Source organism: Paenibacillus methanolicus (assembly GCF_008124765.1).
In the GTDB taxonomy this organism is placed as follows: domain Bacteria; phylum Bacillota; class Bacilli; order Paenibacillales; family Paenibacillaceae; genus Paenibacillus_Z; species Paenibacillus_Z methanolicus.
On record NZ_VNHS01000014.1, the window covers coordinates 1 to 15,735 of the forward strand.

Below are 15,735 nucleotides of genomic sequence, written 5' to 3' on the forward strand. Positions count from 1 at the left end.
AGACGCGCTTTTTCCTCGGGAGTAAACGTTCTTCTTGTCGGCTTCATACAACTAAGATACTCCTTTTTGCTGTCTAGTTTCTATGTAGCATTATACTTCTTGAGATTGTTGAAGGGTGTCTTATTTGTTCTGAAATGTCTGGTGATATAGAAAACCAAGTCTGGATAAGATATGAGGCTGCCTTATTTTTGGGGGCAATGGGAAAGGACCAAGAGGCTCTAAATCACTCATTAACCTTATTTGAAGTCGCAAGAGTTATTTCAGAACCAATCAATCATATCGCAAGAATGCTTGCTTTCTTTGCCTGGGGAAATACCCAATTCAGAATTGGAAACAGTACAGAAGGTGTTTTTTCCATCATTGTAGGAATGGGATTGGCAAGGAGAACTGGGGAGATAGGGGCATTTGTGGAAGACGGCATGAATATGATCTACCGTATTATTTTGGATGAGGGAGTTGTTATATCACCTGCGCAGAAACAAGATATTCTTGATTTATTCGAGAGGTTTTCGGATAGGATAGATTCACAGCATGTCTCAATTCGTTCTGCTGTTTTAAATAATGATTTTGATAAATTATATGAGTTACTCAATCCCATCATTAATGTCTTACCTACTGAAGTAGATACAAATTGGGCGATTAATCTTTCGAACTATATTATGGCATGCATCAAGACAAACCGTTCTGAAGAGGCGTCTGAACTAATTACTAAATACTCTGAAATGGTGATTCCACATTTGTATGTAAGGAAGGACATGCTGACTCGTTGCTTGCAGTCTTGGTCTCAAATTTTGATTGGCTCTGAAGTAGGCGAATCTGCCAATAAATTCCATCTTGCTCGTCGTCTATTAGAAGAAGCAGTGCAGATTATGGATGCAAGGCGAAGCGGTCTCTTTCATAAAGGGGAGCGTGCAAATTTTTCGGATTTTCACCGAAGTGTATTGCTTGATTATCTCGAAATACTTGTATTGATAAATAAAACAGTAGGATTTTCTATGGAAGAGAAGCAATCTGCTTTAAAGGAAATTCTTAAGGTATTTACCTTTATTAGCCCTAGGTCAGTTCTCGAAACTCGAGTAAGTGATTCAAGGTTGACACCTGAGTTGAAGGAGTTGGAGAAATCTTTTAAGCGTATTTATGATGAAATTCTTTTGTTAGAGCATTCGAAGGAAAAGCAAGAACTAGTTCGTCAACAGAATGAGATGCTAGCAGAGTTAAAGAAGTGTCATCCGTATTACCGCTCATTATCTAAGATTGATGCAAGAATTGATGAGTTACACACCAAACTAGATGAACGAAGTGTCTTTGTTCAGTATGCAGTGTTAAAATTCGGAATAATCGTTTTAATTGTGAATAACACTAGCATAAACGTAGAATACCTAATGCTGAATGCTACAAAATATAGAGAAACAACCAAATTATTAGGGAGTATGCTGCAAGGTGGGGAATTTCACAAAGAGAAGGAAGCGGACTTTTACGGGGAAATTACAGAAGAATTGTCCAGACCGTTGTTAGAGCCTCTGAAGAACTTCATATCATCGATGAATATAGAAATGTCAGAAATAACTTTGTATATCTCTCCGGATCTTTCACTCCCATTGTTCTCCCTAGGTTTATTAAGAGACAGAGGCGAATGGTTGATAAACAAGGTAAGAGGTGTAAGTAACGTTCTTGATTTATCGCAGGTAGTAATTCCCAAAGTAGCGAATACCGAAAGGACCAAAGTTGTAATTGCAACCTTAGGTTCTGCGAATGATAAAGCAATCGGAATAGCAAGGAGGAAGATAAAAACGTGGGTAACTAACCCACAAATAATACATTTGGAGCTTGCTGGACAAGCGGATGAATTTGATAAGCTTTCCTTACTTTGTGAAGAAGAACTTCCGTCTACTGTTATTGTTATTGGACATGGCATCTCAGATAGAAACGCAGGGATGTTGAGCGGTGCTGTCGGTATCCAAGGTCAAGCCCATACAATTTGGGGAGAAGACTTTGAGAAACTGGAGGAGTTTACAGATAATATTGTATTAATATCATGTAGTGCTGGCTCAAATTATGAGGAACAAATTGAGTCAAGTACGGGTGTTCTTAATAATATTTTATCATATGAATTTTCTGGTGTAGTGTTGTGCCGATGGGATGTTAATGCCCAAGCCTCATTTGAAATACTTGATCTTTTATTAAATAATATTACAACAAAGGGAGGACAGAGCATCGCTGAGTCCCTTATTAAGGGTCAACGAGAATTAATGAAAGTCGAAAAGTGGAAAAAACCGGAGTTTTGGGCAGGTCTAGAATATTGGGGCTCGCAATCATGAGACGAAATTTAAATCTTCTTAGATAATTGGTTTCCAACTTTATTTTGAAGCGAAATTTTGGTGGTTCCAGACTTTATTTTTCGGGAGTTTATCACGCCCCCCGAAAAACCTTGTAAAATCAACGAAATTGGTTCCACAGTTTTATTTCACCCGACAGAGGAGTAGAGTAGTAGTAGTTGAATGTTCAGTGACATTAAAGTTTGGAACCGAATATGAATCGAACAAGAAGTCCCGAAATTAATCGGGACTTTTTTGTGTTCATGTTTCGAAAGTTAACCCCTATCAAGTTGGAATAATGTATTGAGGAATCCCAATGCCTCAACACTGCATTTACCTATTAAGCAGTTCTTCAGTTCCTTCTTAGCAAGCTCCACGCGAATATCAGAATGGAGGATGCCGACGTTCTCCATCCAATGGTCGGTTGACTCGAATGAAGTACTCTTCCACGCGCTATTCACATCTAGAATAATCCTGCTTTCTTTGGCGCCAGAAATAACAATATCCATCGTTTCTTGCAAGTCCAAAAGGGACCGTTCGAATGTCTTCTTCATTTCTTTACCATGCATGCTCGATTTTAATCGTAATGACCTCGTTTCGATGCCTTCTTCCTCTCTGATTTGTCGATAAAGCACTAATGCATCCTTAGAAACCAGACCTTGTTGATAACGAACTTCAATAGATATATTGCTTCCTAGAATGACTTTAACCAATGGGAACAATTCGCGTGAAATGAGGACTGGTTTTTTCTTAATGAACTTACCGTAAGCCGCTGCGCCGTCACTGGGAAGTCGTGTTCGCCAAAGCCAAGGATCAGTTTCCTTCCCCGTTAACCATTGCTCGCCAAAAGTGATTTCGTAAAGGGAGGGATGGTTTGGAATAAGTGGTGCCAGTGGCAAGATGCCCACTTCATTAATTAGCTGAACAGCCTCTTCATATGTTGAGACTTTTATTGGGATCATTCGCAGTGCCTCCTAACCGCTTCCTCCTAAAGAGTATTATGACATTATTATAAAACAAATTAGGAAGATACTAGTTTTAATAATGCCAATTCGCGGGATTTCACAAAGAAAGCACGGAGGACCGAATTCGTCTCCCATAAGGGCAAAGACCACCCGCTAAACGCTAAACGCGGTGGGTCTCCACACCTTGGACAAGTATAACAAAGGATTGTATGGGCCATGGCCCGTCGAGTGGAGGGTAAACGCCAAGGGATTAGCGGAGTATGCGTGCAGTAGGAACGAATTGGGGAATATTTTCAGTAGTCCCTGGCCGAAGCCGTTTAGCGAACTGGAGGATACGATGGCGGAGCGGATGTCGTAATTTGTAAAATGGTTGTAACAAGGAGCTTCTTAAGGACAGCGCCTTGTTACCCGTTAGCGATCGTCTCCACCGATGGTCTTCACGGCGCGGGCACGGTATTAGTCTTCGATTGCCTGATAGACCATCGTCCAAAAATCGTGGATCAGATGCGCCGAATCCGGCGTGGACATCCCGACCTGGGTGAGAAGGATTCCGCTGAGCTGTTGGTCTGGGTCGACGTACGCCGAGGTGCCGCTTCCGCCATCCCAGCCGAATTGACCGATGGAAGCGTAGTCGCCGCGGTAGGTGCGTACCGCCATCCCGAAGCCCCAACCTCCGTGCTGACCTTGGCCAAACGATAAATGGACGTTGTTTTTGGCCAAGTCTTCTCGAAAAGCTTGTTGTTCAGGCGTAAGGCGGTTGGTGGTCATCAACTGGACGGCGGGGCGAGACAGGATCCGCTCCGTTCCGTGCATCCCTTGATTCAGCAGCATCTGCAAAAACGCGTGATAGTCGTCGACGGTGGAGAGCAGCCCGCCGCCGCCTGCTTGGAACGCCGGAGGCTCCGTGTAGCGTCCGCCTTCGGCCTCGTCCCATACGGTGAACGCTCCGGTCTGCGGATCGGGGATGTAGGCGGGCGGCAGGCGGTCGATCTTGCCCGCGGGCACATAGAAGCCGGTGTCCTTCATCCCCAGCGGATCAAGGATGCGTTCGCGTAGAAACGTCTCGAATGTTTGCCCCGTGACCCTTGCTACGAGCACGCCGAGCACTTCGTTGCTAATGTGATATTGCCACCGTTCTCCGGGCTGGTAAATCAGCGGAAGCGTACCGAGGCGGCGCATCCATTCATCGGGTTCGGGCAACGCCTGCCCTGGCGTGTCGAATAAACCATTCTCGAAGATCGCATTCTGAATCGGGAAGCCCATCAACGTGAGATCCACGCCGAGCCCGAACGTAGAGCTCAACAGGTCCCGCACGGTGATCGGCCTCCGCGCCGGCACGGTTTCGTCCAGCGGGCCGTCGGGTCGCTTCAGCACCTGCCGGTTGGCGAGCTCGGGCAGCCATCGATCTACCGGATCATCCAGATGCAGCTTGCATTCGTCGAGCAGGACCATCACCGCCGCGGCTCCGACCATCTTGGACGTGGACGCCATCCGGAAGATCGTGTCCCGGCTCATCGGTGTGCCTCCCTCATGGCGCATCGTGCCGATCGCTTCGACGTGCGTCTCGCCGCCGCGGCTGATCAGGGCGACGAGTCCCGGAATCTTCCGGGAATCCACATGCCTTGCCAGCACGTCGCGCATGTTGCGCAGCCCTCTTTCGGAGAAGCCGTTATTGTTTTGCCCCATCGTCGTTTTCATTTCGTTTCCCTCTTTTCGTTTTTTGTTTTTTATCGGCCCTATTGTAAGCAAGCGCGCTTAAATGACCGTAACCTTGGATAAATTGGCATCCATGCCTTTGAGCAAAGCGAAAGTCAATTTATCCATGGTTGCCCCGTCAAAGCAAATGGTTTTGATCATACGGTAGAACTTTTTCGTTAACGTAAACCCCGGGTGGAAAGAAACATTTTTAAAAGTAGCGCCTTTGAACGAAGCGTCGGTTAATGCGGCTTTGTCGAATTTGACGCCGATAAACGTCTGTCCGTCGAAACGCTTCCCGCTTAGATCGGAGTGCTTGAAGTCAACCCCGTCAAATAAGCAGCGTTGAAAAACCGCGTTTCTAAGATCGGTTACCGTCAACGTAACGTCGGTTAGTCTTACGCCCGTGAATGTGGCTCCGTCAAGCTTGGATTTGCTCAAATCGGTTCGTACAAGGGTCGTGTTAGTGAAGCTTGCGTTCGTCAGGTCAAGCGTGGATAGGCTGCAGTCCGTCAGATTCGCGCCGTCAAAATTGGCTTCGCGTACATCGCTGCCCCTGAACGTACTGCCGCTTAAATCCGCGCCCGAGAAGTCGGCGCCATGCAACGAGCTGCTTTTAAACTGTCCTTTATGGGCCGTAACGTCTGCAAAATCGCTGTTCGCCAGGTTGCTTGCGCTAAAGTTGGTTACGACTTGCCGTTCAGGCAAACGGGGGTTCATGGTCATTTTTGGATTCATTACATTCACATCTCCTTATAATGGGGTTTCTTTTTCGATAACGGCCGTCTTGGACATGGATTACGAATACATACCGACCGATGGTATGTATTATTGTGAAAATATACTGCCTTTCGGCAGTTTAGTTCTCGCTGTTGACTTCTCTGGCTGATAAACGAAAAAGCTCCTCGTATCGTTGGAACATATGCTCATCGAATAGGTCAAGCCCCAGGCCTTTCAGTATGTCATCGAACAACCTTACCTTGCGCAGCATCATCTCCGGCGATGTTTGGATAACTGCCGGGTTTAGCCACAGGTTGGTTAGAACCAACAACACTTCGCTAAGCTCCCTCGGATAGTCGGTACGGATTGAACCGTCTCTCATGCCTTGTTCGATGATGGGTTGGATATAGACGGGTACGGCTTTCTCGATCATATGCTCGATCTGAGCCGCCAGCAGCTTCGGATTGCGTAATAGGTTCGGTGCCACCGATGCCATTTCGTCTTGGGCGGGATTGCCGAGAGAGACGCGGGAGATCTTTTGAAGCTTCTCCAGACCGCTTAGCTCGTTGTCGTCCCGGATCCCGGAAAGCATCTCGTCGACATCTTTGAACAGATGTTCGATAACGGCCTGCATGATCTCTTCCTTCGACTTGAAGTGATGATATAACGCTCCTTTGGTCAGCCCCCCCAGCCCGTTGATGATATCCTGAATGGACGTCTGCTCGTAGCCTTTTTGGACAAACAGATGTAACGACACGGTCAGGATTTGGTTAATCGTTTCTTCCGGATATTTATTTCTCGCCATTCGTCCTCCACTTTCATACGTTCGGTTGGTATGTATTTAATATATCCGACCCGTCTTTTGATGTCAACCCCTTGTTTAGCCTGAATTGCAGAAAGGCGATTTCGAGGTTGTTTTTCGTTTGCCGGTGGTATGCGAGTACCTGCTGTCTCCGGGGTAAGTTATGGGGCAACTCCTATTTGGCGTGAAGCTCGATTGCCGCTCGAATAGAAACGTTCGGGTTCGGTCACAATGTAAGCAACAGTTGGCGTTACAAATGAGGTGGCGAAGTGGACTTACTTGCACGGCAGCAGTTTCTGCTGATGATTCGCGCGCTCTATGCGTATGTGGAAGAAGAATGGGAAGAGATGGGGAAGAAGTTCGGCGTCACGCCCGCGCAGCAAATGATTCTGTTCATTTTGTCGACGCAGCAGGGAGCTCTGACGGTGTCCCAAATCAGCCAGCTCGGCAGCTGGCATATCTCGACGGTGACGAGGCTCCTCAAGACGCTGCTGGAACGCGGATGGCTCGTCATGAGTTATGATCGCACGCAATCGAAGAACAAATACGTGACGATTACGCCGGCCGGGAAGCAGAAGTACTTGGACTTGGCCGCGTACGTGAAGGCGAAAGAGGATTTCCCGATCGACTTCTCGATGTTGACGCAGCAGGAGCTGATGACGTTCATGAGCATCGGGGACCGGGTGCTGAACAAATGCAAGGATGAGCGGCTCGTCGCGTGGGTGAGGAATGCCAAGGCCGAAGGCGTTCAGTATTGAGCCGCCGGCCTAACTTTTAGACGACGTCGAAAATACCGGTTATGGCCCAACGGACCTTCAAGGTCTCGTCCCGGGTCCTATTCGCGTTTGCGCGTAAAGCGGCGGGAATTGCGCATACTAGTTGTCGTTCGTTACCTGACGCAAAGGAGCTTTCCGAGCATGCATGTGGGGATGGCGGCTTTCATGGTTTGGTTAAATTGGAGGTACAAAACCTATCGCCGCTGGCGGGAGTATCAGCCTACGATGCTGTATGTCGCGGCCTGCGATTTGCTTTATCAGGGACTGTGCGCCCGCTACGTCTTATGGACCTATGTGCCGAAATGGCCGGTTTATCATCAGCTGCTCACGAATTACGGCTATACATTCATATTTTTGCCGGCGACCGCGCTTTTGTACTTATCCCATTATCCTGTCGAAAGCCGTCTGTACGCGAAAGGGTTGTACGTGCTCAAGTGGTATGCCGCGTTCGTCATCGGCGAATGGGTTTACGTGGCGCTGACTTTCATGGATTATGGCCACGGCTGGACGTTAGGGTGGTCGATGCTGTTCAACGTGATGATGTTCTCGATGATGCTGCTGCACCATAAACGGCCCTTATGGGCATACCTATTCACGATAGGGGCAGTGTTGTTCTGGGTGGTCGTATTTCATATTCCATTTGCTTAAATCGATAGGGGGCGCGCTTGCGATCTCCTATTCGTCGTTCCTCCAAGCCCGACCCAGCCGCCAGATGCCTTCTTCGATCTCGGCTTCCGTCAATCCCCCATAGCCAAGGACGAAGGGGTCGAAGGAAGAGGGGCTGCCGCCGCCGATCGCCTGTGCATGAAAATCCGACACGGGTCGAAGTCCGATCCTTGCCCGGCGACTTTGTTCGAGCAGCTCCGTTATTGGTAAGCCGTTCTCGTACGCGAGCAGCAGATGCAGTCCGGATCCCGAACCCGTGACGGCAGCTTTGCCCTGAAAATGACGCTCGACCGACGCGAGAAGCGTCCTGCGGCTCGCGATGTAACACTGCTTCATCCTCCGCGTATGCCGCTCCATATGCCCATCCTCCATGAACGCCGCCATCGTCAATTGCGTTAACCGCGAGACGGTTGGGTCGACATCCGCAAAATCGCGCTCATAGCGGTCTAATAAGAATGGCGGTAGCACCACATAGCTGAGCCGTAGCGAGGGAACGAGCGCTTTGGAAAAGGTCCCCATGTAGATGACGCGTCCGAAGCGGTCCATTCCCTGCAGCGACGGCAGCGGCCGTCCGTCGTAGACGTACTCGCTATCGTAATCGTCCTCGATCAACCAAGCTTCCTGCGAGGACGCCCACTGAAGCAGCCGGAGGCGCTTGGCTGCCGGCAGGATGCCGCCATAGGGGAATTGATGCGAAGGCGTCAGGTAGACGCCGCACAGCTCTCCGTTCCGTTCAAGCGCATCGCAGCTAATGCCATCGGAGTCGAGCGGGATCGGCTGCGGGCGAAGGCGCTGGCGCGCGAATACGCGATAGAGGCCGGGATGCATGGCGGCTTCGACGCCGAGCGGACGCGTATCGCCTTCGAGCAGCTGCGCGATCAGAATAGCGGCTTGCTGCGTGCCGGCCGTGACGATGATTTGCTCCGGGTCGCAGCGCACGCCGCGGTTCTGCCGGACGTAGGACTGGATGAGCCGGCGGAGGCGGAGTTCTCCTCGCGCGTCGCCGTAGCCGAACAAAGCGCTGCCGGCTTCGCGCATCGCGCGCGTGGTCAGCCGGGTCCATATGCGGAGCGGGAAGTCTTCCTGCCGTACGGCGTCATAGGCAAAATCGATAGGCGCAAAATCGAGAGAGGGAGCAGCGTCCGGATGAGCGTCGTGCGGCGCGGGTTCGCGCGTGGACAAAGGGGCATCGTTTGCGGCGGCATCGGCTATTGCGGGCGTCCTGTTGTCGGATGCAGGAGAGGCGGGACCAAGCTGCTGCCGAGAAGAATCGTCAGTTTCGTTCGCTCCCAGAATAGGCATAACCGGCGCCACCGTATAGCCGCTCTTCGGCTTGTTCGCGATGTAGCCCTCCGAGACCAGGTGGTCGTATGCGGTCTCGACCGGATTGCGGCTGATGCCGAGATGCTGCGCAAGCGCGCGAATGGAAGGCAGTTTCGCATCATGCGGCAGCAAGCCGAGAAGGATATGTTCCCGATAGAACCGATAGATGGAGAGGTAGACCGGCTTCGAGTCTTTGGTGTCTAGCAGCGGCGGCATGAGCATGCGGGTTCTCTCCTTTCGCGCGGGCAGTCCGTGCGTAATCTGTCATTAAGTGTAAAACTTTTCTGTCCATTTGAAAATGACACGTTCTCCGTATAATGAGCCTTAAAGCTGCATGGGCAGCTTTCTAAAAGAGGCGAAGAGGCGAGGGGATACGATGGACAATCGCAATGACCGCAAGCATACGTATAAGGAAGCCGGCGTTGATGTACGAGGCGCGGAGCGGGCTAAAGGCAAAATGGGGGCGTTAACGGCGTCGCCTGATCCGCGCGTATTGAATCGTGGGGGCGCTTTCGCTTCGTTATTCGTGCCGCGCTTCGACGGCGTCGCGGATCCGGTGCTCGTGCTGAAGTCGGAGGAGCCGGGCTCCAAGCAGCAGCTGGCGTTCGAACATGGCCGAATCGAGAGCATTTGCCAAGATCTCATTCACCACCTGGTCAACGACATCGTGGTCATGGGGGCCAAGCCGGAGGTCGTGCTGGATACGATTCTGTGCGGGCGGATCGAGCAGGAAACGGTGCTGGCCATCGTGGAGCATCTCGCGGCGGCGTGTCGAGGACTAGATTGCAGTCTCGTCGGCGGCGAGACGTCGGAGCAGCCCGGCGTGCTCGCGACCGGCCAATATATGCTGAACGCCAGCATTCTCGGGGTGGCGGATCGCGCGCGTATCGTGGACGGCAGCCGCATACGTCCGGGAGACAAGGTGGTCGCGCTCGCCTCGAACGGTCTGCACACGAACGGCTACTCGTTGGTTCGCCGGCTGATGGCCGACCGGCCGGAGATCATGGCGGAGACGATCGGGGGCATGCGTTTCCTCGATGCGATTCTGCTTCCGCATACGTGCTATTACAGGCCGCTTCGGGACTGGCTTGGCGATCCGGCCGTTCACGGAATGGCGCATATTACCGGCGGCGGGATCGAAGGGAACGTGAAGCGGATTTTGCCGGAAGGGACCCGGGCGCGCATCGAACTCGGCCGACTTGAAGTCCATCCGCTATTCCGGGTGATTCAGCGCTTCGGAAACGTGCCCGAGGACGATATGCTGCAAACGTTCAATATGGGCGCCGGTCTGGTCGTGGTCATGGAAGCTAAGCGCGTCTCGGCATTGATCGGGCATCTGAAGACATCGGGGTGCCAAGCGTACGAAGTCGGCGAAATCGTCGCCGGGAACCAGGACGTGGTCTTCGTCGGCGAGCTGCAGTGGTAGGCGGACGAGTTGCCCGGGGCAAACTCTCTTCGCCGCTCTAAACTCTATTTCCCCGGTCGAACAGTTCTAAGAGGGGGCAACACTGTTTCTCTAGACCCACACGAAACCGCTTCTGTATAATGGTTCGAGTGTCGCGGGAGATGGCATTTTCCGCGAGAGAGAGAAGCAGGAGGCAAACGTAACGATTATGGAATCATCGCAAGCGCAAACGCAGGCGCAGACGCAATCGACCGTCGCCATCTGGATCAGCTTGGTCAGCAACATCGTGCTGACGGTCATGAAGCTGGTCGTGGGGCTGCTGTTCGGCAGTCAGGTGCTCGTGGCGGACGGCATCCATAACGCGGGGGACGTATGCGCGACCGCGGCCGCGCTCATCTCGATGATGATCTCGAAGCGCCCGCCCGACGAAGATCACCCGTACGGCCATGGCAAGGCGGAAGTCATCGGGGCGGGCATCGTCGCCGTTATCTTGATACTGGCCGGATTGTTCATGGGCTACCATTCCGTGCAGGCGCTGATGGAGCCCGCGCAAGAAGCCAGCCTGCTCGTGCTGGTCGCCGCGGCGATCTCGCTCGTCTGGAAGCAGTGGTTGTATTTGTACACGATGCGGATCGGACGCCAAACGAACAGCAGCGGACTTATCGCGACGGCATACGACCACCTGGCCGACGTCTACGCGTCGCTGGCGGCGGTGCTGGGCATCAGCATGGCGCTCGCGGGCGATTATTACGGCATTCGGTGGCTCATGTACGGCGATCCGCTCGCCGGCATCGTCGTCGCGTATTTCGTCATACGGCTGGCGATTCACATGGGCCGGACCTCGATCGACGTGCTCATGGAGAAGAACGTCAGCTCGGAGACGCTGGAGGAAATAACGCAGCTGGTGTTGGGCGTGCCGGAAGTGAAGCGGATCGACCGCATCCGGGCGCGGGAGCACGGCCATTACATGATCGTCGACGTCCGCGTCGGCATCCCGGCGCAGCTGAGCGTGCAGCAGGGACACGATGTGTCGCGGGCGATCAAGAAGGCGATAGCGTCGCAAATGGAAGGGATCGAAGAAGTGCTGGTCCATTTGAATCCGTGGTATGCGGATGAGCAGACAGAGGGCGCGCCGGAGCGGGATCGCGCGGCAAGACGCGGGCGCGAGTGAGAGACGTTCGTCCTCCGCGCCGAGCTTATGGCGATATACCAAGCATAGGGGATTTAGGGTGACGCGCAGGCAGCGTCGAAATCGTGGAGGGCAGGCCGCTTGCGGCTTGCCCTCCTTTTTGGTTTACCTACAAGAATGATTAACTCCGGCATGAAACGAGCGGCATACGTGAATAACGGCGTTGATCGCTACCTCGCCGGGAGAAGGTTGCGCTTCGCAAGAGCCTGCTGTTGGTCTGACCGCGTTGCGTGCGGGTTCGCAACCTTACTGGGTACCGGGTGTGATAGCGCAATTTATGGTAGAATATGGGTTGTTGGTAGTGAGTTAGTTAAGATGATGAATCAGAGAGCGTGTAATGTTGAGATGAAGGAGGGGCATCGGATGAAGAGATTGTCGTTTCCCTTGGCTGCCGCGCTATTACTGCTGGCCGTCGTCATCGTCGTCGGCTGTTCGCGTTCGGACGGGAAGGAGCCGGAGGCCGGGGGCATCGCGGTCGGGATCGAGGTGCCGGAATCGATTCGTGCGGGTGAACCGTTCCGCGTGCAGGGGACGTTGACCAATAGAGACAAGCAGTCACGGAAAATTGATCATGGCGCGGACTTGTTCACGTTCGAGGTGGCGGATGAGCAAGGGAAGACTGTTCAAGTATATAATGGCGAGCAGATCATCAATATGATCGGCTATAACGTCACGCTGAATCCCGGAGAAACGTACAGTTTCGACTCGGAGGAGCACGTGCTCCCTCGGCTGGACGAGCTGACGCTTGCGGCGGGCCGTTATGAAATCGTGGCTTTGGCCAAATACCGGGTGAAGAACGGAGGCACGGGGCAGACGGTGGAGGTCCGGTCGGAGCCGGTCAACGTTACGGTGGAATAGATAAGTTAAGTAGCGGCGGATAATTAATGCGGTAAAAGAGAAAACGCGAGACCCCATGATTATATCAGGGAGTCTCGCGTTTTTTAGTATTCAATGGCAAGCGTCACGATCTTGGCCGGGCCGACCGGCAGCGCGGCGGCCGTCTCGCCTTCAAGCGGCGTAAGGCGTTCCTCCAAAATGTTGCTGGCAAACGCGCGCCGCGTCGCGAACGAAGGCGCAACCGATAGCGACGTCGGTCCCGCGGATAGATTCGCCCAGCGGAGCATGAGGTCGTCGTTGCCGGCGGCCAGCTTTACGCTGGTCAGCGCGAGCGCCGCGCCTTCCCATGCCACCCATTGGCGGATGGGCGGGAGCGCGCCGGATTGGCGAAGCGCGGGCTGGGCCGTGAACCAGGGCGTCTGCAGGTTGTACGCCTCGGCGTACGCGCCCGACTCTACCGGCCCGCCAACATGCGGGAAGACGGCCAACTCGGCGGTCTGAACGCCGAGGCACTGCGCTTCGGGCGTCGGGAAATCGCCCCAGTCGCCGAGCTCGGAGACCGAGCGGAGCAGCGTCAGCGCGATCGTACCTTGGCCGTCCCGCAGTACCTCGTACTCGTGCAGCCCTTTGCCGGCTACGGTCAACCCGCGATATTCATCGGCGACGCTGGCGAACGTCTGCATATGCTGGCAGTTGCTCGGGTTGATCCACTCCTCGGCGGGCTCCGTGTCGCGACGGGCGACTTCGAAGATCGAGTCGGCCCAGTGATGGCCGGCCTGGATACCCGCCGGGAATAGCATGCGGATGCGATGGTCCTTCGCTTCGTTAACGATTTCGCTCTGGATGCGGACGCCGCGTCCGTGCGCCTCGAGCGAGAGGCGCGTCGCGATGCGGCAGGCGACCGCCTCGTCCGCCCGCCGGGACGCGCGCTCGGGGACGTAGATCAGCTTGCGCTTCTCCGCTTCGAACGCCGCTTCGGCGCCTCGCGGCAATGCCCACTCATGTACAATCTCGAATACGGCGCGGTAGGGTACATCCTCGATGATCCGGATGCTCGCCGCGTGCCCGGCCGTCGTAAGCGGCACTTCGCCGTCCGGCTGGCGGAAGACATATTCGTTGCCGATATCGCCGCAATCCTCGTAGATGCCGAGTCCGGCATAGGTCTGGCCGGAGGCCCGGTCGATCAGGTCGAACGAGCCGTCCTCGCGCACGGTGACCGAGACATAGTCGTTGGCCATGCCGCGAGGGCCGTTGAGCAGGGAGCGGGAAGGGGCAGCTGCGTCGGCATCGCCTGCGTTAGCTGAGGCTGCAAGCAGCGCTGACGCCAGGGGGACGCCCTCGCGCACGCTAATTTCGTTAACCGCAAACTGCCCGGTTGCGCGGTCGCCTGCCGCGCCTGCCGCTAGCGGTGCGCTTTCGCGATCGAGCCCTGCTTCGCGTTCAACTTCCGTCCCCGGCGTGGCGTTAGGCGTACCCTCCGCCCCCGGCTCCCACGCATAGGTCCGGTACCCGAGCGCCGGGACGTCGACCGCCTCGAAGACGACCCGGATTGTGCGCGCCATGTAAGGCTGGCGGAAACGGTCGCGAGGCAGCTCGTAGCCGAAATGCACGCCGAGATCCTCGACCCGCGCAGGGATGACGCCGCCTTGTTCGTCGAGCAGCCGGCTGCCTTCGATCCGAACGGGCAGCGCCGCAAGCTCGGCGATGATGTCCGGCAGCGAAGGGTTGACGCCGAAATAGATGCGCGCCACCTCCAGCTCCCGCTCCATGACGCCGCTGCGGGACCAGCCGGACGTGTTGAACACGGTGATCGCCGCGCCGCCATCCGCCCAAACCGGGACGCTCGCGGTATCGATGGCGGACGCGATCGCCGCCAAGCTGTCGTCGATAATCGCCCCGGCGACTTCGGCGCTCTTGGCGAAGCGGGTCGACATCTCGCGGTGCACCTCGTCGACGCTGCAGCCGCAGATGCTGTCGTGCGGGTGGTTCTGCATAAGCGTCTTCCACGCATACGTGAGCAGATGGTGCGGATACGCCCTGCCTGCGCCGAGCTTGGCGAACGCGGCCAGCGGCTCGGCGCCGCGCTCGAGCAGCGCTTGGCCGTGCTGGTTCTGCTGCTTCAGGTAGATGCGCGAAGAAGCTGTGTTGACGAGCGTGCCCCACCCGTCGGTACGCTGGCTGCGCAGCTCGCCTTGGATCGTGACGAGGTCGTCCGGCAGCGATTCCCGCACCGCGCGCAAGTAGTCCTCGAACGTGCCGTGCACGAAGTCCACGTCCGGATGCAGGGCGCGGGCCGTCTCGAGCGCCGCCGGCAGATCGGTCTGCACCGGCTGATGGTCGCACCCGTTCATGAACAGCAGATACGGGGTGGAGGCGAAGCGCCGCGCGTCCGCGAGCCTTTTGGCCCAATAGCTGCGCGCTTCCTCCGGATCCACGGGCGCTTCCATGCCGTTGTTGTACCAGTTGGCGAACAGGATGCCGAGGACGCTCGAGCCGTCGGGGGCCTGCCACATCATTTCGGAATAAGGAGACTCGAAGCTGGCGCTCTCGCTCACCTGGTTGTTGAACCCGGTCGGCTTGACGCCGCGGCCGAAGAAGGCGTTGTCGATCCCGGCTTGGGCGAACAGCTGCGGCGCTTGGCCGATGTTGCCGAAGGAGTCGGGGAAGTAGCCGATTTTGGCGACGACGGAACCGTAGCGGGCCGCATCCTGATGGCCGATCTGCAAATTGCGGACGTTCGCCTCGCTGCTCGTCAGGAACTCATCCTGCAAAATATACCAAGGCCCGATGATGAGCCGGCCTTCCCGAATATGGCGCGCCAGCTGCTCGGCCCGCTCGGGGCGTACCTGCAAATAATCGTCGAGGATGATCGTCTGGCCGTCCAGGAAGAAGGTGCGGTAATCCGGATCGAGGTCGAACGTGTCGAGCAGCGTGTCCATCAGTTCGATGAGGCGGACATGATGCCGCTCGTAGGACATATACCATTCCCGGTCCCAGTGGGTGTGGGAGATCAAATGGGCGGTCGTGCGTTGTGCTGTCATG

The 15,735-nt window shown here is 54.8% G+C and carries 12 protein-coding genes; 6 read left to right on the top strand and 6 right to left on the bottom strand.

Features of this window, described 5'->3' with window-relative positions; genetic code table 11:
* Positions 1 to 188 precede the first annotated feature (188 nt).
* Positions 189 to 2,318: a hypothetical protein gene (locus BCM02_RS30300; RefSeq protein WP_148932880.1), complete on the top strand. Its 2,130-nt coding sequence runs from the start codon at positions 189 to 191 to the stop codon at positions 2,316 to 2,318.
* 272 nt (positions 2,319 to 2,590) lie between these two features.
* Here BCM02_RS30300 and BCM02_RS30305 read toward each other — a convergent pair whose 3' ends face one another.
* The 4 genes from BCM02_RS30305 to BCM02_RS30320 form a co-directional block, all read right to left on the bottom strand.
* Entirely contained in the window at positions 2,591 to 3,277 is a 687-nt protein-coding gene (locus BCM02_RS30305; protein ID WP_187434491.1) for an AlkZ-related protein, read from the bottom strand.
* A 459-nt stretch (positions 3,278 to 3,736) separates the two neighbouring features.
* Entirely contained in the window at positions 3,737 to 4,966 is a 1,230-nt protein-coding gene (locus BCM02_RS30310) for a serine hydrolase domain-containing protein (RefSeq protein ID WP_148933023.1), read from the bottom strand.
* Between the two features lie 69 nt (positions 4,967 to 5,035).
* Positions 5,036 to 5,713: a pentapeptide repeat-containing protein gene (locus tag BCM02_RS30315; protein ID WP_246183623.1), complete on the bottom strand. Its 678-nt coding sequence runs from the start codon at positions 5,711 to 5,713 to the stop codon at positions 5,036 to 5,038.
* A gap of 121 nt (positions 5,714 to 5,834) precedes the next feature.
* Positions 5,835 to 6,500: a TetR/AcrR family transcriptional regulator gene (locus tag BCM02_RS30320; RefSeq protein ID WP_148932881.1), complete on the bottom strand. Its 666-nt coding sequence runs from the start codon at positions 6,498 to 6,500 to the stop codon at positions 5,835 to 5,837.
* Between the two features lie 266 nt (positions 6,501 to 6,766).
* On the opposite strand from BCM02_RS30320, the gene BCM02_RS30325 reads away from it, so the two are divergent.
* Complete coding sequence (locus tag BCM02_RS30325) at positions 6,767 to 7,255, top strand: helix-turn-helix domain-containing protein (protein WP_148932882.1); 489 nt, start codon at positions 6,767 to 6,769, stop codon at positions 7,253 to 7,255.
* A gap of 183 nt (positions 7,256 to 7,438) precedes the next feature.
* On the top strand, positions 7,439 to 7,921 hold the full coding sequence (locus tag BCM02_RS30330) for a CBO0543 family protein (RefSeq protein ID WP_148932883.1): 483 nt from the start codon (positions 7,439 to 7,441) through the stop codon (positions 7,919 to 7,921).
* A 27-nt stretch (positions 7,922 to 7,948) separates the two neighbouring features.
* Here the strand turns inward: BCM02_RS30330 and pdxR are convergent, their stop codons facing one another.
* Complete coding sequence (gene pdxR / locus BCM02_RS30335) at positions 7,949 to 9,484, bottom strand: MocR-like pyridoxine biosynthesis transcription factor PdxR (protein ID WP_148932884.1); 1,536 nt, start codon at positions 9,482 to 9,484, stop codon at positions 7,949 to 7,951.
* Positions 9,485 to 9,638: 154 nt separating this feature from the next.
* Here pdxR and purM point away from each other — a divergent pair, with 154 nt between their 5' ends.
* From purM to BCM02_RS30350, 3 genes are all read left to right on the top strand, one after another.
* On the top strand, positions 9,639 to 10,688 hold the full coding sequence (purM, locus tag BCM02_RS30340) for a phosphoribosylformylglycinamidine cyclo-ligase (protein ID WP_148932885.1): 1,050 nt from the start codon (positions 9,639 to 9,641) through the stop codon (positions 10,686 to 10,688).
* A gap of 187 nt (positions 10,689 to 10,875) precedes the next feature.
* A complete protein-coding gene (locus BCM02_RS30345; protein WP_148932886.1) occupies positions 10,876 to 11,838 on the top strand; it encodes a cation diffusion facilitator family transporter in 963 nt (320 codons plus the stop codon).
* A gap of 381 nt (positions 11,839 to 12,219) precedes the next feature.
* Positions 12,220 to 12,714 (top strand): BsuPI-related putative proteinase inhibitor, encoded by a 495-nt coding sequence (locus BCM02_RS30350; protein WP_148932887.1) that lies wholly within the window; start codon positions 12,220 to 12,222, stop codon positions 12,712 to 12,714.
* 83 nt (positions 12,715 to 12,797) lie between these two features.
* Here BCM02_RS30350 and BCM02_RS30355 read toward each other — a convergent pair whose 3' ends face one another.
* Positions 12,798 to 15,734: an alpha-mannosidase gene (locus BCM02_RS30355; RefSeq protein WP_148932888.1), complete on the bottom strand. Its 2,937-nt coding sequence runs from the start codon at positions 15,732 to 15,734 to the stop codon at positions 12,798 to 12,800.
* Between the last annotated feature and the right edge of the window lies 1 nt (position 15,735).